The sequence below is a fragment of the Actinophytocola sp. genome (genome assembly GCF_049647105.1).
Lineage (GTDB): Bacteria > Actinomycetota > Actinomycetes > Mycobacteriales > Pseudonocardiaceae > Actinophytocola.
Window position 1 is genome coordinate 26,114 of sequence record NZ_JBARWZ010000315.1, and the last position, 26,392, is coordinate 52,505.

Consider the following 26,392-nt stretch of genomic DNA (forward strand, 5'->3'; position numbering starts at 1 on the left):
CGCTGTCGACCACGGCCTAGACTTCCTCGCCCCTGCGAAGAGGAGGACCAGTGGTCAGGAAGTTCACGATCGTGGCAGGCGCCGTGCTGGTGGCCGCCGCGAGCCTGGTGGTGACGGCCCCGACCGGCGCCGCGACCACCGCCGGAGACGGGTCCACCCACGGCCCGTGCCAGTACACGGTGACCCCGGACGAGCCTGCGGCCCGGCCGGTGCCGCTGCCGCGCGACCCCGCCAACACACCCGACCACGGCAAGGTCAAGGTGGATGTGCGCACCAACCAGGGCGCGCTGCCGCTGACCCTGGACCGCGCGGCCGCGCCGTGCACGGTGCAGAGTTTCGTGCACCTGGCGAAGTGGCGCTTCTACGACCGGACGACGTGCCACCGGCTGACGACCTACCCCACGCTGGAGGTCCTCCAGTGCGGCGACCCGAGCGGGACCGGCGAGGGCGGCCCCGGCTACCGGTACAAGGACGAACTCCCGGTCGACCTGGCCCCGGCCCCGAACGACCCGACGGGTGAACGGAAGATCTACCCGCGCGGCACCCTGGCGATGGCGAACGCGGGCCCCGACACGAACGGCAGCCAGTTCTTCCTCGTGTACGGCAACGCCTACCTCCGCCCGAACTACACGATCTTCGGCACCATCGGCGAGGACGGGCTGGCGACACTCGACAAGGTGGCCGCCGCCGGCGTGCTGCCGACGCCAGAGGACCCAGCTCCGGTCGACGGCGCCCCGGCACTGACGACCGACCTGAAGAAGGTCAAGGTCCGCTGCTGACCTACCGGGGGCCGGCCTCCGGCCCCCGGTAGCCAGCCTCCCACGGGGCACCGACAGCCGAACCCGCCGCGAGCGGGGTTGTCCACAGCGCACGCCGTTGTCCACAACCCCCGCTACGACACCGGTTCCTGTCGGTGCCCCGCACTAGATGCAGGCGTTTTCTGTGCCTCGGAATCGTCGCAACGGCAGACGGCAATGTGGCGGACGAGGCCCGCGGCGCGGGAATCAAACGACTCGCGCATCGGTGGCTCCAGACGCGAGCCCGCCAGAAGGGCTCCCTGCCATCCCGGAGACCTGCCCCTCCGGCGAGGAGCCGCCGGAGGCGAACGGCGAGGACACCAGGGCCGCCCCCGTCAGCGGAAGTCCGCCGTGTGGTCGATGGCCCACTGTGCGAAGGTACGTGCCGGTTTGCCGGTGACCTCCTCCACCGTGCCCGTCACGGTCTCCGGCTCGTCCACCAGTGACGCCCAGTACGCGAGGCCGTTGTCGAGGAAGTCCTGGTCCCATCCCCGCGCCAGCATCGACTCCCGCGCCTCCCCGACCGGCATCTCCTCCCACCGCACGTCCCGCCCAACGACGGCCCCCAGCGTGCGCACCTGCTCCACCTGCGTCAACGTCTCCGGGCCCGTCAGCTCGTACGCCGCGCCGAGGTGCGACGGCGAGGTCAGTGCCGTGACCGCCACGTCGGCGATGTCCCGCTCGTGGATCAGCGACCGGCCCGCGTCGCCGTACACCCAGCGGACCACCCCGGCCCGCACCTGGTCCGCCCACTCGAGGGTGTTCGTCGCGAAGCCGCCCGCGCGCAGGAACGTCGTGCCGACACCGCTGTCGCGCAGCAGCTTCTCGATCCGCGCGTGGAACAGCGGCGAGTCGTCCGACACGCCGCGCGCCGACAGGAACACGACCTGCGACACCTGTGATGCGAGTGCGGACACGATCGGCGGCGCGTCGTCGGCGTGCGTGAACGGCCACACCAGGAACACCCGGTCGACGCCGTCGAGCATCCCCGGCACGTCGGCGATCCCGCCTTGCGCCACCGGCACCCCACCGGGAACCCGGGATGGTGTGCGAGTCACCGCCCGCACGGGCTCCCCCGCGGCCGCGAGTTCCGCCACCACGTGCTTGCCGACATTGCCGGTCGCTCCGGTCACCAGGATCGTCATGCTCACCGACGCTAGGACCTCCAGTTATGTCGAGGTCAACGCCCGTCGTCCACATGATGGGAGCCGGAAGTAATTCACGAAATGTGAGGTTGGATGAGCCTGGTGGCCCGGTCCTGGCCACACCTTTTGACGTCATCGGGAGTACAGATGTCGACATCCACTCGAAGCCGTCGGCACACGGTCTTCGGCCTGGCCGTGCTCGCCGGGCTGGTGCTCGGCGCCCTGCTCGGCTTCGTCGCCAAGCAGGCCGAGGTGTCCTGGCTCGCCACCACGCTGTCGCGGATCGGCGAGATCTTCGTCAGCCTCGTCCAGTTCACGGTGATACCGCTGGTGTTCACCGCGATCGTGGTCGGCATCACCAGCCTGCGCCGCCTCGGCGGCCCGCGCACCGCGGCACAGCTGGGCGGCCGCACGCTGCTGTGGTTCGCGATCACCTCGCTGATCGCGGTCCTCATCGGCATCGCGGTCGCCTCGATCGGCAACATCGGCTCCGGTGTGCGGGTCGCCCCGTCCGAGGACGCGGTCGCGAACATCGCGGAACGCAGTCCCGGCGACTGGTGGGCGTTCATCCAGAGCATCGTGCCCACCAACGTGTTCAGCGCCTTCAGCGAGGGCAACATCCTCCAGGTCGTGTTCATCGCACTGCTCTTCGGCACCGCCGCGTACGCGCTCGGCGACCGCGCGTCGGTGTTCGTGAACGTCAACCAGGCCGCGTTCGACATCATCCAGAAGGTGCTTGGCTGGATCATCTGGCTCGCGCCGATCGGTGTGCTCGGCCTGCTCGGCAACGCGTTCGCCAGCTACGGCAACGAGTTCTGGGCGCCGCTCGTCTCGCTGATCGTCGCCGTCTACGTCGGCAGCGCGCTCGTGCTGTTCGTGGTCTACCCGGTGCTGCTGCGGTTCGTCGGCAAGATCAACCCGCTGACGTTCTTCCGCAAGTCGTGGACCGCGCTGCAGTTCGCGTTCGTGTCACAGTCCTCCGGCGCGACGCTGCCGCTGTCACGTCAGGCCGCGGTGAACCTCGGCGTGCCGCGCGGGTATGCGAGCTTCGCCGTGCCGCTGGGCACGACGACCAAGATGGACGGCTGCGCGGCCGTGTTCCCCGCCGCCACCACGATCTTCATCGCCAACCTGAACGGCATCGCGCTGTCCTTCGGCGACTATGTGCTGATCGTGCTGGTCGCGGTGTTCGGCTCGCTCGCCACCGCGGGCACCACCGGCTGGTTCACGATGCTGACGCTCACGCTCGCGGCCGTGAACCTGCCCGCCGAGGTGATCGCGACCGGTGTCGCCACCGTGTTCGCCATCAACCCGGTGCTCGACATGATCCGCACCGCGACGAACGTGGCAGGGCAGATCACCGTGCCGATCCTGGTGGCGCGGAGCACCGGCACGCTCGACGAGGAAGCGCTGACCGCACCGACCGACCTGCCGCTCGTCGACGACGACGAGGCGGACGAGCGGCCAGCGGACGACGCGGAAGAATCCACTAAGGACAAGGAGCCCGCCAACGCATAGTGCTTCCCACGCAGTGGGAGCCGTTGTACCGGCGACCGTGTGCTGGCAGTCTTGTTTGTCAGCACACGGTTTCCTGGCGAAGTGGCCGAGAGGACAGGCAGAGGCCTGCAAAGCCTCCTACACGGGTTCGAATCCCGTCTTCGTCTCCAGTGTCCCGCGCCGGAACACTAGAGTCCCTGGATCTGTTGCACGGTGGGGACTTCACGCGGCAGCGGCACGCCGTCGCGTACGGCTTCCACGGTCTCGAGCGCCGCCCCGAGCGCGGCGCGGAACAGCAGTGAGCCGGTACTGACGCGCCGCACCCCGAGCCCGCGCACGGTGTCGACCGACAGCCTGCCCGGCTGGAACAACAGGTTCACCGGCACGGGCACTGCGGTGACGAGTGCGGCGATCTCGGCGTCGGCGGTCATGCCCGGCACGAACACCCCGTCCGCACCCGCGTCGGCGTACGCGCGCACGCGGTCGAGCGTGCTGTCCCGCTCGGTGTCCAGCCAGTAGGTGTCGGTGCGGGCGTTGACGAACAGCCCGCTCTCCCCCACCGCCGCGACGAGCCGCGCCTGGCGCGCCGCGTCCACGAGCCCGCTGTTCTCCCGGCCGTCCTCGATGTTGACGCCTGCGACCCCCAGCGCGGCCAGTTCGTGCCCCAGCTCACGCACCGCGCCCGGGTCGTCACCGAACCCGCCCTCGACGTCCACCGACACCGGCACCGGCAGGCCCGCGAGCCGGGTGGCGAGCGCCACGGTCTCGGCCCGCGACACGCCGGCGCCGTCCCGCAGCCCGGCGCCGGCAGCCACCCCGAGGCTGGTGGTGCCGACCGCGGGGAACCCGGCCCGCGCCAGCGCCGCCGCCGACGCGGCGTCCCACGCGTTCGGCAGGAGGAGGAAGTCGTCGTGGAGGGCACGGAACTCGTCGGCACGCGTCATGCCGCCCACCGTACGGCCACGACGATTCGGTGGCGGCCGATGTGGGTACACCCAGGTCACGAGCCTGAAAGGAGTGCATGATGCCGCAGCAGGCGTGGAGCAACAAGCGCGAACGCCAGTACCAGCACATCAAGGAAGGCCAGAAGAAGCAGGGCCGCGGTGAGGACCGGGCCGAGGAGATCGCGGCGCGGACGGTGAACAAGAACCGCGCGCAGGCCGGTGAGTCGCGGACCGCGAGCCGGACGTCGCTGAAGGACAAGTCTCCGCAGCAGCGCGGCGGGGAGCGGTCCGGTAACCGCAAGGGACCGGGCGGACCGACCCGGGACCAGCTCTACAACGAGGCCAGGAAGAAGAACATCAAGGGTCGTTCTTCCATGACCAAGAAAGAACTGCAGAACGCCCTGGGCCGGTAGCCGCCCGGTCCTCTGTGGAGCGTCAGGCCTGCTCGAGGACAGCGAAGCTCAGCTGCCCGTCGGTGTCCGGCTGGACATCGAGGACCTTGTCCGACAGGTAACTGGCCGCTTCCTCTTCGAGGAAGACGTGCGCGCTCTCGTTCGCCGTGACGACCTGGTCGCCCTCCGTGGGCGCAGGCGCCACGGTGAGCGCGAGCGCGGCCTCCGAGTCGGAACTCGCCTGCATGGCGAACCTGAGTCCGCCTTCCTGCTGGATGCCACCCTGAGCGGTCAGCGCACTGATCGCCTCGGCAGCCGCTTCCGTTACCGCCAACATATGTTTGGCTCCCTCGTTTCGACGGCTTGCCCTTCCCACGTTAAGCGGAGGGGGCGGCATACGCCAAACGGGGTAGCGCCCGGCGTGTGTTGAGCAGGGCCGAAAGACCCGATACGGTGTCCACGCGTGGTCATGAAGCGGCCCGAACTCCTGTGTTTCTGCTCAAGATTGTGGGTACTCCGGGTACATGTTCGAAGGAACCGAGGACGGCAGTCCAGAAGAGATCGAGCTGCGAATCGGCGCCGTGCTCACGAACCTTCCGATCATCCGGTCACTGGCCGCGAGCATCGCCATGCGTGCGGACTTTGACCTTGACTCCATCGCCGACCTGCGTCTCGCGGTCGACGAGGCATGTTCGACACTGATCACGCAGGGCGCCCCCAACACGGTCCTGACGTGCACTTTCCGTGTCACCATGGATGAGATCCGGTTCGTCGTCACCGTTCCGTCCACAAGCGACGCCAAGCCAAGCAGCGACTCGTTCGGCTGGCGCGTCCTGACCACTCTCACCGACCACACGGCGACCTGGGTCGACGGACCCGACGACGCCGACACCCATCTGATCCACATCGAGTTGGCCAAGCGCAGGACGGAAGGGCTACCCGGGTGACCGGGACGCAGAGTCCGCGCTCCAGAGACCGGGAAAACTCGTCCACCGGCTACGAACATCTGGCCCCGATGTTCGCCGAGATGGCCGAGTTGCCCGACGGCGACCCAAGACGCACGGAGCTACGGAACAAGCTCGTCACCGGTCACCTGCCACTCGCGGAACACATCGCGGCGCGGTTCTCCAACCGCGGCGTTCCCCGCGAGGACCTCGTGCAGGTGGCGACGCTGGGGTTGATCAACGCGGTCGACCGCTTCCAGCCGGATCGCGGCACCGACTTCCTGTCCTTCGCCGTTCCCACGGTGATGGGCGAGGTACGCCGCCACTTCCGCGACGCGAGCTGGTCGATGCACGTGCCGCGGCGGCTCAAGGAGCTGAACCTCGCCATCAACGCGGCGAGCGCAGAGCTGTCCCAGCGGCTCGGCCGGGCGCCGACGCCCAGTGAGCTGGGCAAGCACCTGGACCTGTCGCCGGAGCAGGTGTTCGAGGGCCTCGAGGCAGGCAACGCGTACCACTCGATGTCGCTGGACGAGGCACTGTCCCCGGACGCCGACTCGGATCCGCTGGGCGACACGCTGGGCAAGAAGGACGAGGCACTCGACGGGGTCGAGAACTACGAGTCCCTGCGGCCGCTGATCGAGTCGCTGCCGGAGCGCGAGCGCCAGATCCTGACGCTGCGGTTCTTCCGGCACATGACACAGACCCAGATCGCCGACCGCATCGGCATCTCGCAGATGCACGTGTCCAGGCTGCTGTCCCGAACCCTGGAGCAGCTCCGCGAGGGCCTGATGTCCGATCCGGACGAGAAGTAACCAGACGTGCGCAAGGGGCCTGCCCGGACGATCTCCGGACAGGCCCCTTGCTGTGGGAGTCAGCTCTTGGTGGTCTCGCGGCTCTTCCGCGCCGCCTTCCTGGCGGTCGCCTTCGCCTCCTCGGCCGCCGCCTCCGCCGCGCGGGCCCGTTCGACGCGCTGACGCGGGAGCCGCTTGTCGGCGAGGGTGGTGCGCAGCGCGCTCAGCAGGTCGGCAGCGCCCTCGCGTTGCGACTCGGCCGCGGGCTGCACCATGTCGTTGCCGTCGATCTTGGCCTGCACCAGCGCACGTAGCGCGGCCCGGTAGCCGTCGGTGTAGTGCGCGGGGGTGAACTTCTCCGACAGGCCCTCGACCAGCTCGGTCGCGTCGCGGATCTCGCGCTCGCTCACCTCGACGTCCTGGTAGAGGAACGGGAAGTCCGGCGTGCGGACCTCCTCCGGCCACAGCATCGTCTCGAGCACCAGCACCTGGTCGCGGACCCGCACCACACCGAGGCTCTCCCGCTGCCGCAGCGCGATCCTGACCACCGCCACGCGGCCGGACCGGCGCAGCGCCTCGACGAGCAGCACGTACGACTTCACCCCCGCCGGCTCTGGCTCCAGGTGGTAGGTCCGCGCGAAGTAGATCGGGTCGATCTCCTCCACCTGCGCGAACGCCTGGACATCCATGGCGCGCGACGACGACAGCGGCAGCCCGGCGAGGTCGTCGTCGGTCAGCACCACCGTCTCACCGCCCGGCAGCACGTAGCCCCGGGCCAGTTCGGCCAGCTCCACCTCGGCGCCGTCGACCTCGCATACCCTGCGGTGCCGCACCCGCCCGCCGTCGGTCACGTGCACGTGGTGCAGGCCGGTCCCCCGCTCCTCGGTGGCGCCGTACGCCTTCACCGGGATGTTCGCGAGACCCAACCTGATCGTGCCGTTCCAGACGCTTCGCATAGACGAACCTCCCAATCGCGGACTCATCTCATTCTAGTCCCCAAAAGTGGCTCTGACCAGCTAAAAGCGCGTTTCATTCGCAACTGATTCGAACAACTGTCCACCGGCGTCGAGCGCGTCGGCGGCGTGTTCGGAGGCGGCCGCGGCGGCCAGCAGGACCTCGACGAGCGCGGCCCGCTCCTCACTGCGCGGACCCCGCGCGAGCCGGGTCGCGAGCCTGGTCAGGGCGGTGGAGATGTCCCGCTGGGCGCCGACGAGGTGATCGGCGGTCTCTGGCAGGTCGGCGACGGCCGGATCGGCGCCGGCGATGGCCCGCGCGCAGGTGGCGAGGTGCGCGGTCACGACGGTGGCGGGCAACGCGGGCTCGGCCAACCCCACCACCTCCTCGCCCGGCATCGTGCCACCCCTGTCCACGCGCCCAGGACAGGACACTCCGTCGACCGGCTCAGTTCGACCAGGACATTTCGGCCGTGGACCGCAAGCCAGCGCAAGTCTTTGCAAGCGTTGTCGTAGACTTGCAATCATGGCGCAACGACGTCTCTCCGAAGTAGCCAAGAAGGTCGGTGTCAGCGAGGCAACCGTGAGCCGCGTGCTCAACGGGAAGCCTGGCGTCTCCGAGTCGACCCGGCAGGCGGTGCTCACCGCGCTGGACGTGCTCGGCTACGAGCGGCCGACGCAACTGCGCGGCGAGCGGGCACGGCTCGTCGGGCTCGTGTTGCCGGAGCTGCAGAACCCGATCTTCCCGGCGCTCGCGGACGTGGTGGGCAGCGCACTCGCACAGCAGGGTTTCACGCCGGTTCTGTGCACCTGTACAGGAGGCGTGTCCGAGCCGGACTACGTCGAGCTGCTGCTCGCGCAGCAGGTGTCCGGGGTCGTGTTCGCGGGCGGCAGCCATGCCGAGGATGACGCGGACCACGAGCACCACTACGAACTGGTCCGGCGCAAGCTGCCGGTGGTGCTGGTGAACGCGTCCATCGACCTCGACTATCCCGTCGTGTCGTCCGACGACGCGGTGGCGGTCGAGCAGGCGTTCGGGCACCTGGTCGCGCTCGGGCACCAGCGGATCGGCATGGTGCTGGGACCGCGCGACCACATCCCGTCGCGGCGGAAGCTGGTCGCGTTCCGCGCGTGCGCCGACCGCATCGGCCTGACGGTCGACGAGCACTCGATCGGCCACACCATGTTCTCCGTGGAGGGTGGCCAGGCGGTCGGCACAAGGTTGGTGCAGAACGGGATCACCGGGTTGATCTGCGCCAGTGACCCCCTGGCGCTCGGCGTGATCCGCGCGGTGCGGCGACTCGGGTTGAACACCCCGAACGACGTTTCGGTGATCGGCTACGACGATTCGGCGCTGATGACGTGCACGGACCCGCCGCTGACGACGGTCAGGCAGCCGATCGAGGCGATGGGCCGGGCGGCCGTCGAGCTGCTGGCGAACCTGATCGCGGGCAACGAGGTGTCGATGGAGGAACTGCTGTTCGAGCCGGAGCTGGTGGTCCGCGCGTCGGCGGCCCCTGCCCGCGCGAGGGCGACGCTGGGTTGAGGCTTGGCCTCCAGCCCCTCGAACCACGCTAAGCGATAGATCGCGCGGGGCGGGATGCCCTGACCGCCGGGTCAGGCTCGACAGCCGCCCGGCCACACCCCGCCGCAAGATCAACGGCGGCCGTCGGCCCCCCGAAATCCAGCGTAGCCGCGAGCACCGACAAGACCGTTCGCCTCGGAACGCGCGCCCCTCGTTTGGCGACGCGGTCGCCCTGTCATGCCGCCGCTCAGTCGTGCCTACCGGACCGCGCGGACTCCGTGAACCGCCGACTGGCTCCTGCGCCTGATCGGTTCAGCGGCTCGACCGCAACCCCGCTGTCACCCATCCGAGACCACTACCAGCGGGCAGAGTCAGATTTTTTCAAATCTCTGTCGAACTATTGCAACCATCCGTTCGGGAGATCTATGGTGTTGCTCACCAATTTCTAACCGGTTCCCCACACACAGCTACCCGAGACACGGGCCGATCCCCGACAGCGAGCCCGTCGACGGAGGGTTACGACAACCATGAACACACTCACGCGCAGGTCATTAGGCCTGGTACTGGCCGCAGGACTGGGTGTCAGCCTCGCCGCCTGCGGCGAGGACGCAGGCGAGAGCGGCGCGGACGGCAAGGTCGCCATCACGGTGAACGGCCAGCCACCGAAGACACAGCCGTTCGAGCGGAAGATCTTCGACGAGGACGTCGCCGAGTTCGAGAAGACCCACGAGAACATCGACATCCAGCCCCGCGAGGGGTTCATGGACCCCAAGACCTTCAACTCGAAGCTCGCGGGTGGCCAGCTGGAGGACGTCTTCTACGTCTACCTCACCGACCCCGCCAACCTGATCTCCCGCCGCCAGGCCGCGGACATCTCGGCCTACGTCAAGGACGTGCCGCACTACGACGAGTTGCAGCCCGCCCTCAAGGAGATCTTCGAGAAGGACGGCAAGGTCTACGGGCTGCCGACGGCCAACTACTCGATGGGACTGCTGTACAACCGCAAGCTCTTCACCGACGCCGGGCTGGACCCCGACTCGCCACCGGCCACCTGGCCCGAGGTGCGGGAGGCCGCCAAGAAGATCACGGCGCTTGGCAACAACAACGTGGGCTTCGCCGAGTACAGCAAGAACAACCAGGGCGGCTGGCACTTCACGACCTGGATGTACTCCGTCGGCGGCAACATCGCCAAGCAGGACGGTGACAAGTGGGTCGCGGACTTCAACAACGCCAAGGGCAAGGAGGTCGCGCAGGCGCTGCACGACATGCGCTGGACCGACAACACCATGGGCGCCAAGCAGCTGCTGGTCATCGAGGACGTCCAGCGGATGATGGGCGCCGGCCAGCTCGGCATGTACATCGCCGCGCCGGACAACGTGCCCGTGCTGGTCAACCAGTTCAAGGGTGACTACGCGAACTATGGGCTCGCCCCGCTGCCCGGTGGGAACGGCACCCTGGTCGGCGGCGAGGGCTACATGATCAACCCGAAGGCCACGCCCGAGAAGATCAAGGCGGGCCTGGAGTGGATCTCCTGGAAGTACCTCAACCCGGACCGCATGGAGTCCGACCTCAAGCGGTACGCCGACCAGGACCAGCCCATCGGCCTGCCGACCTCGCCGCCCGCCGGTTCCTCCGACATCTGGACCGGCGACCTGCGTGCGGAGCAGGGCACCCTGCGGGCCAAGTACGCGACCATGCCGGTCGAGAACTACCAGCCGTACGTCGACGGGCTCACCGATCTCGACAAGCTGATCGAGCCGCCCAACGCACAGCAGGTGTACGCGGCACTCGACAACGTGATGCAGGGCGTGCTGACCAACAAGGACGCCGACATCGACAAGCTGTTGTCGGACGCGGAAGGCAAGGTCAACTCCGCGCTGGCGCAGGTCAAGTAACCGTGTCCAGCACCGCCGTGCTCGCGCCGGACGTCGAGAGGCGTCCGGCGCGGGCACCGCGCCGCCCGGCGCCGACCCGTCTGCGCCGCCTGATCGCCGACAACCTCACCGCGTACGGGTTCCTGTGCGCGGCGCTGGTGTGCTTCGCGCTCTTCTCGTGGTACCCGATCGTCCGCGGGGTCCTGCTCAGCTTCCAGCAGGTCAACTTCGTGACGCCAGCCGAGTGGGTCGGCTGGCAGAACTTCCAGACCCTCTTCGCGGACCCGCTGTTCGGCATCGCGTGGCGGAACACGTTGCTGTTCACCGGGCTGGCGCTGGTCATCGGGTTCGCGGTGCCGTTCGCCGTGGCGATCGTGCTCAACGAGCTGCGGCACATGAAGTCCTACTTCCGGCTCGTGGTCTACATCCCCGTCATGCTGCCGCCGGTGGTCGTCGCGATCCTCTGGAAGTGGTTCTACGACCCGGGTCCCGGCCTGTTCAACAGCATGCTGACGATGGTCGGCCTGCCGCCCCTGTCGTGGCTCGACTCGGCCGACACCTCGATGCTCTCGCTGGTGCTCGTCGCCACGTGGGCGGCCATGGGCTCCGCGACCCTGATCTACCTCGCCGCACTGCAGACCATCCCCGGTGAGCTGTACGAGGCCGCCGAGCTGGACGGCGCGAACCTGTGGCAGCGCCTGCGGTTCGTCACGATCCCGCAGACCCGGTTCGTGCTGCTGATCATGATGCTGATGCAGATCGTGGCCACCATGCAGGTGTTCACCGAGCCGTACGTGATGACCGGCGGCGGGCCGGAGGACTCCACGGTCACCGTGCTGCTCCTGCTGTACCGCTACGCCTTCACCTACAACGACTTCGGCACCGCCAGCGCGCTGAGCCTGCTGCTGTTCGTCGCGCTCGGCGCGTTCTCCGCGCTGTACCTGCGGCTGACCAGGACCAAGGGGTGACAGTGGACAGTTCACAACGGACACTCATCTCGCCATGGGCGCTACGCAAGCGCAGGGGCAAGCTCGCCTACTGGCTCGTGTTCGCGCTCGTGATCACGTTGTTCACGGTCGCGTTCGTGGTGCCGCTGCTGTGGATGGTCCTCGGCGCCATGAAGACCGCACCGGAGCTGGCCAGGACTCCGCCGACGCTGCTGCCCGAAACCTTCGGGGCAGGCGCGTACGTCGAGGCGTGGAACTTCATGGACCTCGCCAAGTACTTCAAGAACACCGTGATCATCGCGGCCGGGGCGTGGCTCATCCAGCTCGCGGTGCAGCTGCCCGCGGCGTACGCGCTGTCGAAACTGCGCCCGGTGCTCGGCAAGTGGATCCTCGCGCTGATGCTGGCGACACTGATGCTGCCAGCCTCCGCGCTGCTCGTGCCCACCTACCTTGCGATCACCGAGGTGCCGGTCTTCGAGGTGAACCTGGTCAACTCGCCTGCCGCGATCTGGCTTCCCGCTGCCGCGAACGCGTTCAACATCTACCTGCTGAAACGTTTCTTCGACCAGATCCCGACCGACCTGCTCGACGCGGCACGGATCGACGGCGCCGGCAGCGTCACGACGATGGTGCGGATCGTGCTGCCGCTGTCGCGGCCGATCATCGCCGTGGTGTCGATCTTCTCGATCGTCGCGGCGTGGAAGGACTTCATCTGGCCGCTGCTGGTCCTGCAGAACCCGGAGGTCCAGACGCTGTCCGTGGCGCTGCAGCGGTTCGAACCCGACACACCGATCAACCTGATGCTCGCGGGGCTGGTCATCGCGAGCGTCCCGATGGTCGTCGCGTTCCTGATCTTCCAAAGACAGATCCTCGCCGGTCTGACGGCCGGCTCTCTCAAGGGGTGAATGTGGCTCTCGACAGGAATTCCGCTTGGTGGCGTGGTGCCGCGATCTACCAGGTCTACGTGCGCAGCTTCGCGGACAGCGACGGCGACGGGACCGGCGACCTCGCCGGGGTGCGGTCCCGCCTGCCCTACCTCGCCGAGCTGGGCATCGACGCGATCTGGTTCAACCCGTGGTACCCGTCGCCGATGGACGACGGCGGCTACGACGTGGCGGACTACCGCGACATCGAGCCGATGTTCGGGTCGCTCGCCGAGGCGGAGAAGCTGATCGAGGAGGCCCACAACCTGGGCATCCGCATCATCATCGACATCGTCCCGAACCACTGCTCCGACGTGCACCCGTGGTTCACCGCGGCGCTCGCCGCCGGGCCGGGGTCGCCGGAGCGGCAGCGGTTCTGGTTCCGTGACGGCCGTGGCGAGCACGGCGAGCTCCCGCCGACCAACTGGCAGTCGCGGTTCGGCGGGTCGGCGTGGACGCGGGTCACCGAACCCGACGGCACGCCCGGCCAGTGGTTCCTGCACCTGTACAGCTCGCGGCAGCCGGACCTGAACTGGACGAACCCGCAGGTGCACACGGAGTTCGCGGACATCCTGCGGTTCTGGTTCAACCGCGGCGTCGACGGGTTCCGCATCGACGTGGCCGACGGCCTGGTCAAGGAGGACGGCCTGCCCGACGTCGACGACCCGAACGGCCGCCTGCCGTACTCCGACCTCGACGGCGTGCACGAGATCTACCGCGAGTGGCGCAAGATCGCCGACTCCTACCCCGACAAGCGCGTGTTCGTCGGCGAGATGTGGCTGCCGGACCCGCTGCGGTTCGCCATGTACCTGCGGCCCGACGAGCTGCACTCCGCGTTCAACTTCGACTTCCTGTCCTGCCCGTGGGACGCGAAGAGGCTGCGTGAGGTCGTCGACGCGACGCTCGCCGCGCACGCGCCGGTCAACGCGCCCGCCACGTGGGTGCTGTCGAACCACGACGTGACCAGGCACGTCACCCGCTACGGCCGCGAGGACACGTCCTTCTCGTTCGCCGACCGGCAGCACCAGGCGCCGACCGACCGGGAGCTGGGCACGAAGCGGGCCCGTGCGGCCGCGTTGCTGACGCTCGCACTGCCCGGTGGTGTGTACATCTACCAGGGCGAGGAGCTTGGTCTGTCCGAAGTGGAGGATCTGGCCGACGAGGTGCGTGAGGACCCGGTGTTCCGCCGCACCAAGGGCGCCGACATCGGCCGCGACGGCTGCCGGGTGCCGGTGCCGTGGTCGGGCACCGCGTCACCGTACGGCTTCAACACCACCGGTGCCGCGCCGTGGCTGCCGCAGCCGCTCGACTGGGCATCGTCCACTGTGGAGGCACAGACCGACGACCCGGCGTCGATGCTGGAGCTGTACCGCGCCGCGCTGAAGCTCCGGCACATCGAGGCGGGTCTCGGTGACGGCCCGATGGCATGGCTCGACGGCCTGCCGAGCGGGGTACTGGCCTTCTCCCGTGCCGACCGCTTCGCCTGTGTCGTCAACCTTTCCGGCTCGGCGGTGCCACTGCCGCCGCACGTCGAGGTCCTGCTCACGAGCGGGCCGCTCGACGACACCGACCTGCCGTCGGACACGGCGGTGTGGCTACGCACATAGGAGGTAACGGCTCGATGGTGAGCAAACGCTGGGTGGCGGGGATGGCTGTAGCGGTCTCCGCCACCGGGTCCCTGGTGGTCGGCCGGCCAACGGGATCGCCGTCTACGGCGGCCAGGGCGCGACCGTGTCGGGCAACGTCGTGCAGGACACCAACGCACTCGGCGGCGGCATCCTGGTGGCGAACCGGTTCAACTCGACCCCGCTGACCGGTGAGTTCACCCTGGCGGACAACACGACCATCAGGGCCGGTGCGGTGGACCCGAACTGGCGGTTCGGGGTCGGCGCGCTGTGGTTCGACGCGCGGGACTCCGCGATCTCGGGTGCCACCATCCGAGTCACCGGGTTCACCGCGATCGACTCGCCGTACGAGGTGTTCCAGTTCATCGACGGGAACGGCGCGGGCAAGCAGGTCAACGGCGTGACCATCGACGGTGCCACCGTGGACGGTGCGGGCACGTTCGTGGTCCAGGCGCAGACCGGCGGGTCGGTGGCGATCTCGAACGTGACCGCCACCGACGTGGGTGCCGCCGGTACCTACAACTGCGGCGGGCTGCAGATCAGCGGTTCCGGCAACTCGGGCTGGGACTCGCGGTGGGAGGGCTGCGGCTGGCCGTGATCTACCAGGCGATGGCCCCGTTGTCGTCGTAGAAGCCCCCGGTGGGTCCGTCGTCGTCCAGGGTCGCCAGCGTCACCGCGATGCCGGCGCCCTGGGCGGCGGTGCGGATGCCGTTGTGGTTGTTGAGGTCCGTGGCGCAGTAGCCGGGACAGCCCGCGTTGACCCGCAGGCCCGGTTCCTTCTTGGCGTACAGGACGGTGACGGCGTTGAGCGCGGTCTTGGACGGCACGTACGCGAGCGAGTCGGGATAGTCGTTGGACATCATGTCCGCCAGCGAGCCGACGGTGCTGGACATGTTGACGATCCGGCCGTGCGCGGACCGGCGCAGCAGCGGCAGGAACGCCTCGGTGACGATGATCGGGCCGATCACGTTGGTCTCGTAGACCTCCCTCACGTTGGCGGTGTCGACGTCGCCGGGGGAGTTCAACCGGCCACCGGTGATGCCCGCGTTGTTGACGAGCACGTCCAGTCGCTCGAGGCTGTCCGCGGCCCGCCGGACCGAGGCCGGATCGGCCACGTCCAGCTGGACGAACCGTGCCCCGGTGTCGGCGGCGGCCTTCTCCCCGCGTTCGGGGTCCCGCGCGCCGAGATGGACGGTCATGCCGAGGTCGATGAGCTGCTTCACGATCTCGAGGCCGATCCCTTTGTTGGCCCCGGTCACCAGTGCTGTGGTCATGACTCCAGAGTTGCCGCTGGTCAGCGCGTAGTCCAAGACCAGTTGGGTGCGGATGGATACTCTGTGGGTATGGATTCGCGGGAGCTTGGTTACTTCGTCGCCGTTGCGGAGGAGTTGAACTTCGGGCGCGCGGCGACGCGGCTCGGCATCGCGCAGCCGCCGCTGTCGCGGGCGATCCAGCAACTGGAGCGGCGGCTGGGGGTCACGCTGTTCACGCGGACGAGCCGCCAGGTGTCGCTGACCCCGGCGGGTGAGGTGCTGCTCAACGAGGGCCGCAAGGCGCTCACCGCGCTGACGGCGGCGCAACGCAGGACGCAGCGCGCGGGGACGCGGCTGGTGCTGGCGATGAAGCCGTACAGCGACGGCGGCCTGGTGGAGAAAATCCTCGCCGAGTACGCGACGTCACCGGCGGCGGTCGAGGTCGAGGTCGAGATCTGCGCGATCGGCCAGCAGGCCGTCCTGCTACGCAACGGCGAGGCCGACGCGGCACTGCTGCGCTTCCCGTACGACGACACGGAAGGCTTCGCGTACGAGGAACTGCTGACCGAGCCCGACGCGGCCGTCCTCCCCCGCACCCACCGCCTGGCCGACCGAAAGTCCCTCACGATGGCCGACCTGGCAGGCGAGCAGTTCCCCCACTGGCCGGGCCACCCGCCGAACGGCGGCCCCGTCGTCCGGGAGAGCAGCCAGTTGCAGCAGCTGATCGCCCTTGGCCGGACGATCGCCCTCCTACCCGCGTCGACGGAACTCCACCTCGGCGCCGAACTGGCCTACGTCCCGGTCACCGACGCCCCGACGTCGACACTGGCCATCGCCTGGGCCGAGGACTCCCGCTCGAAACCCCTGGCAGCCCTCATCGAAGCGGCGGTGCACTGCGCCCTACGCTGAGAACGGGGCGACCCGCACACCCGGCCGCCCCGCGCAAGGACCAACGATCAGAAGCCCGCGGTGATACGGGTGAATTCCCACTCCGGCTGGTCGATGCCGCTGCAGGTGGACTGCACGCCACCACCGGCGCACGGACGGTCCCGGTTCACCGCCCAGAACGCCAGGCGGCCGAGGCCGTTGGACGACGCCCAGTCGCGGATCGCGGTCCAGGTGTCGACCGACGTCAGTTCCTGCTGGTCGGACAGGCCGTTCATGCCGGAGATGCCGACGTGTGCGTACGCCTCCGCCGCCGACCAGCCGAACGTCGACACCAGCTTGTCCTTCAAGCCGGTCGCGGCGTTGATCGTGTCGGTCTCGATGTTCGACGAGCCGAAGTCGAACGGCATGATCGTGAACACGTCGATGCCGGCGTCGAGCGCCTTCGCCTGGTCGATCAGGCGGTTGCCGTAGTAGTTCGGGCCGGTCGTGGTGGTGCCGAACGTGACGATGGTCTGGATGCCGGGGTTGTTCTGCTTGACGATCTTCAGCGCGCCGAGGATGCGGTCCTGGACGGTCTCGTTCTCGAACTCGTCGGTGTTCTCGATGTCGATGTCGATCGCCGACAGGCCGTAGGCGTCGATCACCTCCTGGTACGCGCCCGCCAGCTCCTCGGGGGAACCGCAGTTCGGGCCCAGCTTGTTGCCGCTCCAACCACCGAACGACGGCACGATGTCGCCGCCCGCCGCGCGGATCTCCTCGATCGCGGACTGGTCCGCGCCGCCCGTCAGCGGTCGCGACCCGTCCCATGCAGGCGAGCAGCCGCCGTCGGACAGGACGAAGGCCATGGTGAACGACCTGACGCCCGTCGCCGCCATCACCGCCGACGGCGAAGGGGGTTCACCCCAACCCAGGAACAGGTACGGCGCCGCGGGTGACACCGCGGCCGGTGCGGCCGAGGCCGCGGGCAGGAACGACAGACTCGCGGCGACCGCAAGGGCCCCGGCCAGCAAGGACTTCATTGACACTCCCCGACCTATCCAGTGAACAGGACGGGACCCAGTGTGGTCTAGACCACCTGGAACCGGTACCGACGAAAGTAGGCCCGGCATCGCATCGCGCCCCCGACAAGGGCGCGGGCCCTTCACTCACAAGGGGCTCCCTGCCATCCAAGAGACCTGCCCCTCCGGCGAGGAGCCGCCGGAGGCAGAGCGCCGCCGGAGGATCCAGGCTCAACGACCCGGAGGGGCAGGGCATCAGTCGGCCGCCGCCGGAGTCAGTTCCGGCGCCGGTTCGAACTCCTTGATCGAGTCCAGTGCCGGGCCCATCGCCGCGTTCGCCTCGCGTTCGACCATGATCTCCACGAGGACGGGCAGCGACAGCCGGTCCGATTCCGCGTCCGCCCACTCGAGCGCGGCGCGGATGTCGCCCGGCTGCTCCACCCGCCGCGCCGGGCACCCGAAGGCGTCCATGAGCTTCACGTGGTCGATGCCGCCCTCGCCGTAGTGCAGGTCCACCGCGTAGTTCATCTCGTACGGCAGCTCGGCCTGGCGGATCAGGCCCAGGTACTCGTTGTTGACCATCACGATCACGAACGGGATCCGGTACTGCGCCGCGACCGCGATCTCCTCCATCAGGAACTGGAACGAGTAGTCACCGGCCACCACCACCACCCGCCGGTCCGGGAACGCGCACTTGACGCCCATCGCGGCGGGAATCTCCCAGCCGAGCGGGCCAGCCTGCCCGCACACGAGGTACCGGCGCGGCAGGTAGGTGTGCTGGAACTGCCCCGACCAGATCTGGTAAAGCCCGATCGCGGTGACGAACGTGGTGTCCTCGCCGTAGTGCTCGTTGATCTCGCGGTACACCCGGGGCGGCTTGATCGGCACGTCGTCGAAGTCGTCGCGGCGCACCAGGGCCGACCGCAGCGACGCGACGCGCGACGGCCACACCTCGCCGTGCGGGGCCACACCGAGCGTCCTCGCGCGGTCCGTGATCGCGGACAGGGTGGGACGCGCGTGCCCCACGATGCCCAGCGTCGGCTCGAACACCTTGCCGAGCTGTGTCGGCTCGATGTCGACGTGGATGAACTTGCGATCGCCCTGATAGGTGTCGAGCTTGCCGGTGTGCCGGTCGCCGAACCGCGCGCCGATCGCGAGCACCACGTCGCTCTCCAGGAACGCCTGGTTGCCCCACCGCTGCTGGGTCTGGATGCCCGCCATGCCCGCGAACAGCTCGTGGTTCTCGGGGAACGCACCCTTGCCCATCAGCGTCACCTGCACCGGCACGTTCAGCGCCTCGGCCAGCTCACGCAGCTCGGCGGCCGCGTTCGCGATGACCACGCCCCCGCCTGCCAGGATCAGGGGCCGCTGCGCGCCGGCCAGCAGTTCGACCGCCGCCCGGACCCGCGCGGGATGCGGCTCGGGGACCTCGATGGGCAGTGGCGCGTCGAGATCCGGGTCGTAGTTGCACAGTCCTCTTTGGACGTCGATGGGCAGGTCGATGAGCACCGGCCCCGGCCTGCCGGACTTGGCGATCCGGAACGCCTCCCGGAACACCCACGGCGCCTGGCCGGGTTCCTTGAGCTGCACCGCCCACTTGGTCACCGGCTTGGCGATCTCCACGATGTCGACCGCCTGGAACGCCTCCTGGTGCAGCTTCGCCCGCTCAGCCTGCCCGGTGATGCAGATCATCGGGATGGAGTCGGCGAGCGCGGTGTAGAGGCCGGTGATCATGTTGGTGCCCGCAGGACCGGAGGTGCCGACGCACACTCCGACCTTGCCGGTGACCCGTGACCAGCCATCCGCCGCGTGCGTGCCGCCTTCCTCGTGCCGTACGGTGATGTGCTTGATGCCGCTGCGCAGCATCGCCGCGTACAGCGGGAGGATCGCGGCGCCAGGGATGCCGAACACGGTGTCGACGCCCTCGGACTCCATGACCGCGACCGCGGCCTCCATACAGGGCATGGTGCTCACTGCGCTTCTCCCTTGCCGGAGAGGTTTTCCGCCACCCTGAGCAGCGCGGAGTGATCCAACTGCCCGTATCCCTGTGCCCTGGCCGACGCGATCAGCGCCGCGACCAGGTTGCCGACCGGGAGCGCCACACCGGCGTCCCGCGAGGCGTCTAGGACGATCCCCATGTCCTTGTGGTGCAGGTCGATCCGGAAGCCGGGGGCGAACTGCCGGTCCACCATGGACTTCCGCTTGATTTCCAGGATCCGGCTGCCCGCCAGGCCACCGGCGAGCACGTCGAGGCCGGTACCCGCGTCGATGCCGGACGCCTCCAGCAGCACGATGGCCTCGGCCACCAGCGCGTACGTGCCGCCGACCACGAGCTGGTTGGCGGCCTTCACCGTCTGTCCAGCCCCGGCAGGTCCGACGTGGACGATCGTCTTGCCGAGCACGTCGAAGATCGGCTGTGCGGCGGCGAAGTCCTCGGCCGCACCACCGACCATGATCGACAGTACGCCGTCGACCGCACCCTTCTCACCGCCCGACACCGGCGCGTCCAGCACCCGGACACCCTTCTCGGTGCCGACCTCCGCGAGCCTGCGCGCGGTCTCCGGCCGGATCGAGGACATGTCGATGTACAACGTGCCCGGCTTGGCGCTGTCCAGCACGCCGCCATCGCCGAGCGCCACCGCCTCCACCTGCGGGTGGTTCGGCAGCATCGTGATGACCACATCGGACTCGGCGGCGGCTTGCGCGGCACTCACCGCACTGGTGCCGCCGTCGGCCGCCAGCCGTTCCATGGCCGATGGCACCACGTCGAACCCGATGACCTCGAACCCCGCCTTGAGCAGGTTCGACGCCATTGGCCCGCCCATGATGCCGAGCCCGACAACTCCAACCTTAGTCACGCAAAGCCTCCAACCAGCCGAAACTCTCTTCGCTTGGGCCAACCGGCTTGTACTCCAGACCGACGGGCCCCGTGTAGGGGCTCTCCGCCAGCTGCCGCAGGATCGCCGGGTAGTCCAGCTCTCCCGTCCCCGGTTGGCCTCGGCCGGGCACGTCCGCGATCTGCACGTGCCCGAACCGGTCCGCGTGGTTCGTGATCAGCGCGGGGATGTCCTCACCCATCCGCGCCAGGTGGTAGAAGTCCGCGAGGAACGCGGTGCCCGGCACCTGGTCGATCACCCGCAGAGTCGCGGTGGTCGAGGTGAGCGGGTACCTGGTGTTCTCGAACGAGTTGAGCGCCTCAACGACGACCGTGGCGCCGATGCGCTGCGCCGACTTCGTGGCCAGCGCCAGGTTCTCCAGCGCCAGCTCCGCATCGGAGTCGTCAGTCGTGTTGCCGTACAAGGCGTTCAGGGTCCCGCAGCCCAGCCGCTCCGCGAACCCGACGGTCACGTCGATGTTGTCGCGGAACCGCCGGCTCGTGGCCTTCGACGACAGCAGGCCCCGGTCACCGGATGGCATGTGTCCCGCGTCGAAGTTGAGTCCCACCAACGAAACGCCCGCGTCCATGACGGCACGTTCGAGCGCGTCCAGCTCGGCGTCGGCTGGCACCGGGCCGTCGAACGGCCACCACATCTCGACCGCGTCGAACCCGCGCGCGGCGGCCGCGGCGGGGCGCGCCAGCATCGGCAGCTCGGTGAACAGGATGGACAGGTTGACGTCGAAACGCATGGGCACTCCCTCTGTATCGATGCTCGCTCCGCAAGCTCCGCTCATGCCACTGTCTGGACCAGGCTCGCCCTGGCCAGCTCCGCGGTTTCCGAAGGAGTCCTGCCCACGCGCACGCCCGCCGCCTCCAGAGCTTCCTGCTTCGCGGCGGCGGTGCCCGACGAGCCGGACACGATCGCACCGGCATGCCCCATCGTCCTGCCCTCGGGGGCGGTGAAGCCCGCGACGTAGCCGACGACCGGCTTGGTCACGTGGTCCCTGATGTACGCCGCCGCACGTTCTTCCGCGTCGCCGCCGATCTCGCCGATCATCACGATCAGCTCGGTCTCCTGGTCCGCCTCGAACGCGGCCAGCGCGTCGATGTGCGTGGTGCCGATGATCGGGTCACCGCCGATGCCGACGGCCGTCGAGAAACCGAGGTCGCGCAGCTCGTACATCAGCTGGTAGGTCAGGGTTCCCGACTTGGAGACGAGACCGATCCGCCCAGCGTTGGTGATGTCGGCGGGGATGATGCCCGCGTTGGCCTTGCCGGGGCTGATCACGCCGGGGCAGTTCGGGCCGATGATCCGTGTGCCCGGACCTAAAGACGCTGTGGTGCGGGCGTGCGCCCAGAACGCGGCGGTGTCGTGCACCGGGATGCCCTCGGTGATCACCACCGCGAGCCCGATGCCCGCGTCGACGGCCTCGACGACCGCGGCCTTCGCGAACTTCGGCGGCACGAACACGACGGTCACGTCGGCGCCGGTCTCGCCCATGGCCTCGGCGACCGAGTTGAACACCGGCAGGTTCCGGTCGCCGATCCCGGCCTTCTGCCCGCCCTTGCCCGGAGTCACCCCGCCGACGACGTTCGTGCCCGCGGCGAGCATGCGCGCGGTGTGCTTGCGACCTTCCGCGCCGGTCATGCCCTGGACGATGATCCTGCTGTCCTCGTTGAGGAAGATCGCCATCATGCCCCCTTCGAGGCGAGTTCAGCGGCGCTGCGGGCCGCGCTGTCCATCGTGTCGAGGCGCCGCAGGCCGGGTAGTGCGGCGTCGTCGAGGATCCGTCGGCCCTCGGCGGCGTTGTTGCCATCGAGCCGGACCACGACCGGCTTGGTCACGTTCCCGAGCAGCCCGAACGCCCGCACGATCCCGTTGGCGACCGCGTCGCACGCGGTGATGCCGCCGAACACGTTGACGAACACCGAGCGCACGTCGGGGTCGGACAGGATGATCTCCAGCCCGTCGGCCATCACCTGCGCGGACGCGCCACCGCCGATGTCGAGGAAGTTGGCCGGCCTGACCTGGAACTCCGCACCCGCGTACGCCACCACGTCCAATGTGGACATGACGAGACCCGCGCCGTTGCCGATGATGCCGACCTGGCCGTCGAGCTTGACGTAGTTGAGGCCCTTGGCCTTCGCCGCCGCTTCGAGGGGGTCCTCCGCCTCGGCGTCGACGAGATCGGCGTGCCCCGGGTGGCGGAACGCCGCGTTCTCGTCGAGGGTCACCTTGCCGTCGAGCGCGACGATGTCACCGTCGCCGTCACGCACGAGCGGGTTGACCTCGACGAGCGTCGCGTCCTCCGCCACGAACGCCGCCCACAGCTTGACGATCACCTCGGCGGCCGCGTCCCGCACCTGTTCGGGGAAGACCGCCGCGATCTCCTTGGCCTTGGCCAGATCCACGCCCTCGTTCGCGTCGACCGGGATCCGCGCGAGCGCTTCCGGCCGTTCCACCGCCAGCTGCTCGATCTCCATGCCACCCTCGGCGGACGCCATCGCGAGGAAGGTCCGGTTGGCCCGGTCGAGCAGGAACGAGAGGTAGTACTCCTCGGCGATCGTCGACGCGGGCGTGACGAGCACACGCCGCACCGTGTGTCCCTTGATGTCGAGACCGAGGATGCTCATCGCCTTCGAGTGCGCGTCACCCGCGTCGGTGGCGAGCTTGACGCCACCCGCCTTGCCGCGCCCGCCCGTCTTCACCTGCGCCTTGATGACGACCGGCACCCCGAACTCGGCGGCGGCCGCCGAGGCGGCACCCGCGTCCGTGACCACTCGCTGACCTGGACCGACTGGCACGCCATGCGTCGCGAACAGGTCTTTCGCCTGGTATTCGTACAGGTCCACTCGCGCCTCAACCTTCCGCAAATGTGGCTGTGCCTGAACATGCGTCGCTGCGCTCATCCGCAAGCGCGCCGTCTTCCCTCGTCACGTGCTCGGCGCTGACGCGCCTGCGCACGCTTCTCAGTCCAGACGGCGCCCGCTCCTTCGCTGTGCTCCAAAGCACCACCAGATGTTGTAGACTGTATGCAGTATGGAACAAGTTGTCCAGGGAGAGGTCCGTGATGAGCACCTCTGTTGACTTTTTGGGACGTCGCTTCCAGGTAGGTCCCGAACCAGGTGAGCTGGTCGGCCGCGACCGCACCTGGATGCTGCGTGCGTCCTGGGCGGCGATGGCCGCGATCGGCATCCTGCAGTACGGGTTCGGCTCGCTCGTGCCGTCGCTCGTCGACCGCGGCTGGTCGGCACTCGACGTCTTCTGGCTCCTCGCACTGTGGACGGTCTTCCAGGCAGGCGCCGGTTTCCCGGTCGCCTTCCTGCGTGAACGCGGCCGGATCGGACCACGCACCGCGATGATCGCCGGGGCCGTACTGCTCCCCCTCGGCCCGCTCTCGCTCGCGTTCGGCTCGCAGTTCGCCGCCGTCATCGGGTATTCCGTGCTGAGCGGTACCGGTGCGGGTCTGGTCTACGCCACCTGCTCCGCCACGGTCGCGAAGTGGTACCCGGAGCGGCAGGCGGCGAAGGTCAGCCTCGCGACGGGTGCCTTCGCGTACGGCTCCGTGCCGTTCGCGATCGCGTTCCTGTTCGCCCCGCTTGGCCTGTCGCTGACCATCACCGCGGCGGTGATCTTCCTGGTGGTGCTGGTGGCGGGCACGCTCATGGTGGACCCGCCAGCGAACTGGTGGCCGGCCTCGGTGGACCCGCGCGAGTGGATGCTGGAGCAGCGGTCGGCGGCGGTGCGGCAGTACTCCCCGCGCGAGGCCATGCGCACCGGCGTCGCGCCGCTGATGTACCTGATCCTGTTCATCGCGAGCGCGGTGTCACTGTTCGACGTGACCTTCCTGGCCACGCTGGGCGCCACGATCGACGCACCGCTCGCCATCGTCGCGGTGGGCACGGGTGTGCTGCTGGGCGCGAACGGCGCGGGCCGCGCGGCCGCGATCCGGGTGTCGGACCGGCTCGGCCGGACCCGCACGCTGGCGTGGGTCCTCGCGACTCTCGGCCTGGGGCAACTGTTCCTGGCCTCGGCGGCCAGCACCGGCGGCGCGGCGATGCTGGTGTTCGCGGCCCTGCTGGCGGGCGTCGGCGGCGGCGCGTTCTACCCGCTGTTCGCGTCCCTGGTCCGGGAGTTCTTCGGCGACCAGAGCGCGGGGGCCCGGCGCACCCACGCCGCGGTGTACAGCGCGAAGGCCTTCGGTGGCGTGCTCGGCGTTGGGGTGGCGGCGGCGCTGCTGCCGTCCTGGGGCTACGCACCGGTGCTGTTGCTGGCGTGCGCACTGGCGATCGCGTCGGCCGCGTTGTGCGTCAAGCTGCGCCAGCCGGGCCGTTTCCTGCCGGGCCTGCCCCCGCAGCGGGTTCCCACGGCGGAGTCGTAGGCGGTCAGGCCACCCAGGCGCGGAGGGTGGCGTGGTCGGCGTCGGTGAGCCCCGTCCGGGAGTCGACGCGATGGAGAAGTGCGTCGCCTGGGTGGTGTTCGGCCACCCAGGCACGATCGGCGCGGGTGATCTCGTCGTCGACCCAGGCGAACGGCCGTCCCGCGGCCCAGGCGACGAGGGTGCGGGTCTTCCAGTGCAGCCCGGCACGTTCGTCCAGCTCGTCCACATCGGACGGTTCCGGCCAGTCGACGACCGGCAGCATGGGCCACCCGAGCCGCGGCGCCAGCACGTCGTTGGCGTCGGCCATCCAGGTGGTGGCCCAGACCAGGTCACACGGCAGCGCTGCCAGCCGCGAGCCGTGCGCGGGATCCAGCCGGGCCAGCAAGGGGTTCGGGTCGTCGCCGAAGGTTCGGGGGTTGCCGCCGAATGGGAGCAGTGTTCCGTCGACGTCGAGGAACAGCAGCGGGCGCGTCACCGGCTCTCCAGGCGGCAGGCGCGCGTCGACTTCCACGCCATCAGGTTACCGGCGCAGGGTGTCTTCCTCGGGTTGGCCGACGCGGTGGTCTAGGGCATCAGGTCGGCGATGTCCGGCTTCTTCGGCAGCACCTGCTCCTGCTCGGCCAGCTCCGCGATCGCCTCCACCGACGCCGTGTTGATCTGCGCGGGCCACTTCGGCAGCACCAGGTCCGGGATGACCTCCTGGCCGATCTTCGTGTAGGTCGGCAGGATCGCGCGGACCTCGTCGGGGTGGGTGTCCGCGTACGCGAGTGACTCGTTCATCGCGTCGGTGAAGCGCCGCACCAGGTCCGGGTTCTCGCCGATCAGCTGCTTCGACGTGAAGTACATGGCCACGCTCAGATCCGGCGCCGTGTCGACGTAGCTCGACGCCAGTGCGCGACCGCCCCGCGACAGCACGATCTGCTGGAACGGCTCGACGACGAACACCGCGTCGGCACGCCCCTCGGTCAGGGCGGCGGGCATGTCCGGGAACGGCAGCTTCACGAACTCGATCGACTCCGGGTCGATGTCCGCCTTCAGCGCCGACGCGCGCACCGCCAGCTCGACCACGTTCTGGAACGTGTTGACCGCGACCTTCCTGCCCGCCAGGTCCTGCACCGACCGGATGGCACTGTCGCCGCCGACCATCAGCGCGCCGAAGTCCTTGCCGTCGGCGCCGGTCGAGTTGGTGCCGTTGCTGACCACCTTCACCGGCAGGCCCTGTGCCTGCGCCAGCAACAGGGTCACGACGTTGCTGAAGCCGAACTGCTGGTTGCCGCTCAGCACCGACGGCACCGTCTCCGTGCCACCCTCGGCGGGTCGCAGCGTCAGCTCGATGTTCCGCTTCTCGAAGAATCCCTTGTCCTGCCCAAGATAGATCGGTGCCACGTCGAGGATCGAGATCAGTCCGACCTTCACCTCGTCGGGTCCACCCGAGTCGGCCGACTCGGTCGAGCCGCAGCCGGCGGCGGTGAGCGCGAGAGCGGCAAGCACAGCGAGGCGTCGTCGCATCACTAGTAGTGCTTTGTTAGGTCGTTGCGTGTAAGGGAAAGGGGCGTTGGCAGGTGTGGCATGCGCCGGCGATGACGACGAGATGTTGTTGCAGTTCGCGGAGGACTGCGTAGAGGGTCAGGCCGGC

The 26,392-nt window shown here is 69.0% G+C and carries 27 protein-coding genes and 1 tRNA gene; 14 read left to right on the forward strand and 14 right to left on the reverse strand.

Annotated elements, in window-relative coordinates; all coding sequences use genetic code 11:
- The first annotated feature begins 50 nt into the window (after window positions 1–50).
- Window positions 51–779, forward strand: coding sequence for a peptidylprolyl isomerase (locus tag WBA97_RS38970; protein ID WP_424236119.1), 729 nt, complete (start codon window positions 51–53; stop codon window positions 777–779).
- A gap of 353 nt (window positions 780–1,132) precedes the next feature.
- On the opposite strand, the gene WBA97_RS38975 is transcribed toward WBA97_RS38970, so the two are convergent.
- Window positions 1,133–1,942, reverse strand: coding sequence for an NmrA family NAD(P)-binding protein (locus tag WBA97_RS38975; protein WP_424236121.1), 810 nt, complete (start codon window positions 1,940–1,942; stop codon window positions 1,133–1,135).
- 147 nt (window positions 1,943–2,089) lie between these two features.
- Here WBA97_RS38975 and WBA97_RS38980 point away from each other — a divergent pair, with 147 nt between their 5' ends.
- Window positions 2,090–3,460: a dicarboxylate/amino acid:cation symporter gene (locus WBA97_RS38980; RefSeq protein ID WP_424236122.1), complete on the forward strand. Its 1,371-nt coding sequence runs from the start codon at window positions 2,090–2,092 to the stop codon at window positions 3,458–3,460.
- A 75-nt stretch (window positions 3,461–3,535) separates the two neighbouring features.
- Window positions 3,536–3,609, forward strand: a tRNA-Cys gene (locus WBA97_RS38985).
- An 18-nt stretch (window positions 3,610–3,627) separates the two neighbouring features.
- On the opposite strand, the gene WBA97_RS38990 is transcribed toward WBA97_RS38985, so the two are convergent.
- The gene (locus WBA97_RS38990; RefSeq protein ID WP_424236123.1) at window positions 3,628–4,383 is read right to left on the reverse strand and encodes an isocitrate lyase/PEP mutase family protein; all 756 of its coding nucleotides are present in this window, start codon (window positions 4,381–4,383) and stop codon (window positions 3,628–3,630) included.
- Between the two features lie 80 nt (window positions 4,384–4,463).
- Here WBA97_RS38990 and WBA97_RS38995 point away from each other — a divergent pair, with 80 nt between their 5' ends.
- Window positions 4,464–4,796 carry a plasmid stabilization protein gene (locus WBA97_RS38995; RefSeq protein ID WP_424236158.1) on the forward strand — a complete coding sequence of 111 codons (333 nt, stop codon included), beginning with the start codon at window positions 4,464–4,466 and terminating at the stop codon, window positions 4,794–4,796.
- A 22-nt stretch (window positions 4,797–4,818) separates the two neighbouring features.
- Here WBA97_RS38995 and WBA97_RS39000 read toward each other — a convergent pair whose 3' ends face one another.
- Window positions 4,819–5,112 (reverse strand): iron-sulfur cluster biosynthesis protein, encoded by a 294-nt coding sequence (locus WBA97_RS39000; protein ID WP_424236124.1) that lies wholly within the window; start codon window positions 5,110–5,112, stop codon window positions 4,819–4,821.
- 187 nt (window positions 5,113–5,299) lie between these two features.
- Between WBA97_RS39000 and WBA97_RS39005 the strand changes: the two genes are divergently transcribed.
- The gene (locus WBA97_RS39005) at window positions 5,300–5,722 is read left to right on the forward strand and encodes an ATP-binding protein (RefSeq protein ID WP_424236125.1); all 423 of its coding nucleotides are present in this window, start codon (window positions 5,300–5,302) and stop codon (window positions 5,720–5,722) included.
- A 68-nt stretch (window positions 5,723–5,790) separates the two neighbouring features.
- Window positions 5,791–6,531, forward strand: coding sequence for an RNA polymerase sigma factor SigF (locus WBA97_RS39010; protein WP_424236126.1), 741 nt, complete (start codon window positions 5,791–5,793; stop codon window positions 6,529–6,531).
- 59 nt (window positions 6,532–6,590) lie between these two features.
- On the opposite strand, the gene WBA97_RS39015 is transcribed toward WBA97_RS39010, so the two are convergent.
- Together WBA97_RS39015 and WBA97_RS39020 are read right to left on the reverse strand one after the other, a co-directional pair.
- Window positions 6,591–7,466, reverse strand: coding sequence for a Ku protein (locus WBA97_RS39015; protein ID WP_424236128.1), 876 nt, complete (start codon window positions 7,464–7,466; stop codon window positions 6,591–6,593).
- Window positions 7,467–7,526: 60 nt separating this feature from the next.
- The gene (locus WBA97_RS39020; RefSeq protein ID WP_424236130.1) at window positions 7,527–7,862 is read right to left on the reverse strand and encodes a hypothetical protein; all 336 of its coding nucleotides are present in this window, start codon (window positions 7,860–7,862) and stop codon (window positions 7,527–7,529) included.
- Window positions 7,863–7,989: 127 nt separating this feature from the next.
- Between WBA97_RS39020 and WBA97_RS39025 the strand changes: the two genes are divergently transcribed.
- The 6 genes from WBA97_RS39025 (at window position 7,990) to WBA97_RS39050 (ending at window position 14,955) form a co-directional block, all read left to right on the forward strand.
- Window positions 7,990–9,009 (forward strand): LacI family DNA-binding transcriptional regulator, encoded by a 1,020-nt coding sequence (locus tag WBA97_RS39025; protein ID WP_424236131.1) that lies wholly within the window; start codon window positions 7,990–7,992, stop codon window positions 9,007–9,009.
- 506 nt (window positions 9,010–9,515) lie between these two features.
- The gene (locus WBA97_RS39030) at window positions 9,516–10,883 is read left to right on the forward strand and encodes an ABC transporter substrate-binding protein (protein ID WP_424236132.1); all 1,368 of its coding nucleotides are present in this window, start codon (window positions 9,516–9,518) and stop codon (window positions 10,881–10,883) included.
- A gap of 2 nt (window positions 10,884–10,885) precedes the next feature.
- Window positions 10,886–11,830, forward strand: coding sequence for a carbohydrate ABC transporter permease (locus WBA97_RS39035; protein WP_424236134.1), 945 nt, complete (start codon window positions 10,886–10,888; stop codon window positions 11,828–11,830).
- On the forward strand, window positions 11,827–12,714 hold the full coding sequence (locus WBA97_RS39040) for a carbohydrate ABC transporter permease (RefSeq protein ID WP_424236135.1): 888 nt from the start codon (window positions 11,827–11,829) through the stop codon (window positions 12,712–12,714). Before WBA97_RS39035 ends, WBA97_RS39040 begins: the two co-directional genes overlap by 4 nt.
- Window positions 12,715–12,716: 2 nt before the next feature.
- Complete coding sequence (locus WBA97_RS39045; RefSeq protein ID WP_424236136.1) at window positions 12,717–14,339, forward strand: glycoside hydrolase family 13 protein; 1,623 nt, start codon at window positions 12,717–12,719, stop codon at window positions 14,337–14,339.
- A 124-nt stretch (window positions 14,340–14,463) separates the two neighbouring features.
- On the forward strand, window positions 14,464–14,955 hold the full coding sequence (locus tag WBA97_RS39050) for a hypothetical protein (protein WP_424236138.1): 492 nt from the start codon (window positions 14,464–14,466) through the stop codon (window positions 14,953–14,955).
- Window position 14,956: 1 nt separating this feature from the next.
- Here the strand turns inward: WBA97_RS39050 and WBA97_RS39055 are convergent, their stop codons facing one another.
- A complete protein-coding gene (locus WBA97_RS39055; RefSeq protein WP_424236140.1) occupies window positions 14,957–15,631 on the reverse strand; it encodes an SDR family oxidoreductase in 675 nt (224 codons plus the stop codon).
- 69 nt (window positions 15,632–15,700) lie between these two features.
- Between WBA97_RS39055 and WBA97_RS39060 the strand changes: the two genes are divergently transcribed.
- Entirely contained in the window at window positions 15,701–16,519 is an 819-nt protein-coding gene (locus WBA97_RS39060) for a LysR family transcriptional regulator (protein WP_424236142.1), read from the forward strand.
- A gap of 47 nt (window positions 16,520–16,566) precedes the next feature.
- On the opposite strand, the gene WBA97_RS39065 is transcribed toward WBA97_RS39060, so the two are convergent.
- From WBA97_RS39065 to sucC, 6 genes are all read right to left on the reverse strand, one after another.
- Window positions 16,567–17,517 carry a chitinase gene (locus WBA97_RS39065; protein WP_424236144.1) on the reverse strand — a complete coding sequence of 317 codons (951 nt, stop codon included), beginning with the start codon at window positions 17,515–17,517 and terminating at the stop codon, window positions 16,567–16,569.
- A gap of 234 nt (window positions 17,518–17,751) precedes the next feature.
- Window positions 17,752–19,452, reverse strand: coding sequence for a glyoxylate carboligase (gene gcl / locus WBA97_RS39070; RefSeq protein ID WP_424236160.1), 1,701 nt, complete (start codon window positions 19,450–19,452; stop codon window positions 17,752–17,754).
- Window positions 19,453–19,466: 14 nt separating this feature from the next.
- Window positions 19,467–20,354 (reverse strand): 2-hydroxy-3-oxopropionate reductase, encoded by an 888-nt coding sequence (locus tag WBA97_RS39075; RefSeq protein WP_424236146.1) that lies wholly within the window; start codon window positions 20,352–20,354, stop codon window positions 19,467–19,469.
- Window positions 20,347–21,123 carry a hydroxypyruvate isomerase family protein gene (locus WBA97_RS39080; protein ID WP_424236148.1) on the reverse strand — a complete coding sequence of 259 codons (777 nt, stop codon included), beginning with the start codon at window positions 21,121–21,123 and terminating at the stop codon, window positions 20,347–20,349. The genes WBA97_RS39075 and WBA97_RS39080 overlap by 8 nt, the downstream gene beginning before the upstream one ends.
- A 41-nt stretch (window positions 21,124–21,164) precedes the next feature.
- Window positions 21,165–22,067, reverse strand: a complete 903-nt coding sequence (gene sucD / locus WBA97_RS39085; RefSeq protein ID WP_424236162.1) for a succinate--CoA ligase subunit alpha — start codon at window positions 22,065–22,067, stop codon at window positions 21,165–21,167.
- The gene (gene sucC / locus WBA97_RS39090; RefSeq protein WP_424236150.1) at window positions 22,067–23,227 is read right to left on the reverse strand and encodes an ADP-forming succinate--CoA ligase subunit beta; all 1,161 of its coding nucleotides are present in this window, start codon (window positions 23,225–23,227) and stop codon (window positions 22,067–22,069) included. Before sucC ends, sucD begins: the two co-directional genes overlap by 1 nt.
- 218 nt (window positions 23,228–23,445) lie before the next feature.
- Here sucC and WBA97_RS39095 point away from each other — a divergent pair, with 218 nt between their 5' ends.
- On the forward strand, window positions 23,446–24,756 hold the full coding sequence (locus WBA97_RS39095) for an MFS transporter (RefSeq protein ID WP_424236151.1): 1,311 nt from the start codon (window positions 23,446–23,448) through the stop codon (window positions 24,754–24,756).
- 4 nt (window positions 24,757–24,760) lie between these two features.
- Here the strand turns inward: WBA97_RS39095 and WBA97_RS39100 are convergent, their stop codons facing one another.
- Entirely contained in the window at window positions 24,761–25,267 is a 507-nt protein-coding gene (locus WBA97_RS39100; RefSeq protein WP_424236153.1) for an HAD domain-containing protein, read from the reverse strand.
- Between the two features lie 53 nt (window positions 25,268–25,320).
- Window positions 25,321–26,265, reverse strand: a complete 945-nt coding sequence (locus WBA97_RS39105; RefSeq protein ID WP_424236154.1) for an ABC transporter substrate-binding protein — start codon at window positions 26,263–26,265, stop codon at window positions 25,321–25,323.
- Window positions 26,266–26,392 lie beyond the last annotated feature (127 nt).

Coding starts and splice junctions, on each gene's coding strand:
- WBA97_RS38975 (WP_424236121.1), bottom strand. CDS start 1,942: ATGACGATCCTGGTGACCGGAGCGACCGGCAATGTCGGCAAGCACGTG.
- WBA97_RS38980 (WP_424236122.1), top strand. CDS start 2,090: ATGTCGACATCCACTCGAAGCCGTCGGCACACGGTCTTCGGCCTGGCC.
- WBA97_RS38990 (WP_424236123.1), bottom strand. CDS start 4,383: ATGACGCGTGCCGACGAGTTCCGTGCCCTCCACGACGACTTCCTCCTC.
- WBA97_RS38995 (WP_424236158.1), top strand. CDS start 4,464: ATGCCGCAGCAGGCGTGGAGCAACAAGCGCGAACGCCAGTACCAGCAC.
- WBA97_RS39000 (WP_424236124.1), bottom strand. CDS start 5,112: ATGTTGGCGGTAACGGAAGCGGCTGCCGAGGCGATCAGTGCGCTGACC.
- WBA97_RS39005 (WP_424236125.1), top strand. CDS start 5,300: ATGTTCGAAGGAACCGAGGACGGCAGTCCAGAAGAGATCGAGCTGCGA.
- WBA97_RS39010 (WP_424236126.1), top strand. CDS start 5,791: ATGTTCGCCGAGATGGCCGAGTTGCCCGACGGCGACCCAAGACGCACG.
- WBA97_RS39015 (WP_424236128.1), bottom strand. CDS start 7,466: ATGCGAAGCGTCTGGAACGGCACGATCAGGTTGGGTCTCGCGAACATC.
- WBA97_RS39020 (WP_424236130.1), bottom strand. CDS start 7,862: ATGCCGGGCGAGGAGGTGGTGGGGTTGGCCGAGCCCGCGTTGCCCGCC.
- WBA97_RS39025 (WP_424236131.1), top strand. CDS start 7,990: ATGGCGCAACGACGTCTCTCCGAAGTAGCCAAGAAGGTCGGTGTCAGC.
- WBA97_RS39030 (WP_424236132.1), top strand. CDS start 9,516: ATGAACACACTCACGCGCAGGTCATTAGGCCTGGTACTGGCCGCAGGA.
- WBA97_RS39055 (WP_424236140.1), bottom strand. CDS start 15,631: ATGACCACAGCACTGGTGACCGGGGCCAACAAAGGGATCGGCCTCGAG.
- WBA97_RS39060 (WP_424236142.1), top strand. CDS start 15,701: ATGGATTCGCGGGAGCTTGGTTACTTCGTCGCCGTTGCGGAGGAGTTG.
- WBA97_RS39065 (WP_424236144.1), bottom strand. CDS start 17,517: ATGAAGTCCTTGCTGGCCGGGGCCCTTGCGGTCGCCGCGAGTCTGTCG.
- gcl (WP_424236160.1), bottom strand. CDS start 19,452: ATGGAGGCCGCGGTCGCGGTCATGGAGTCCGAGGGCGTCGACACCGTG.
- WBA97_RS39080 (WP_424236148.1), bottom strand. CDS start 21,123: ATGCGTTTCGACGTCAACCTGTCCATCCTGTTCACCGAGCTGCCGATG.
- sucD (WP_424236162.1), bottom strand. CDS start 22,067: ATGGCGATCTTCCTCAACGAGGACAGCAGGATCATCGTCCAGGGCATG.
- WBA97_RS39095 (WP_424236151.1), top strand. CDS start 23,446: ATGAGCACCTCTGTTGACTTTTTGGGACGTCGCTTCCAGGTAGGTCCC.
- WBA97_RS39105 (WP_424236154.1), bottom strand. CDS start 26,265: ATGCGACGACGCCTCGCTGTGCTTGCCGCTCTCGCGCTCACCGCCGCC.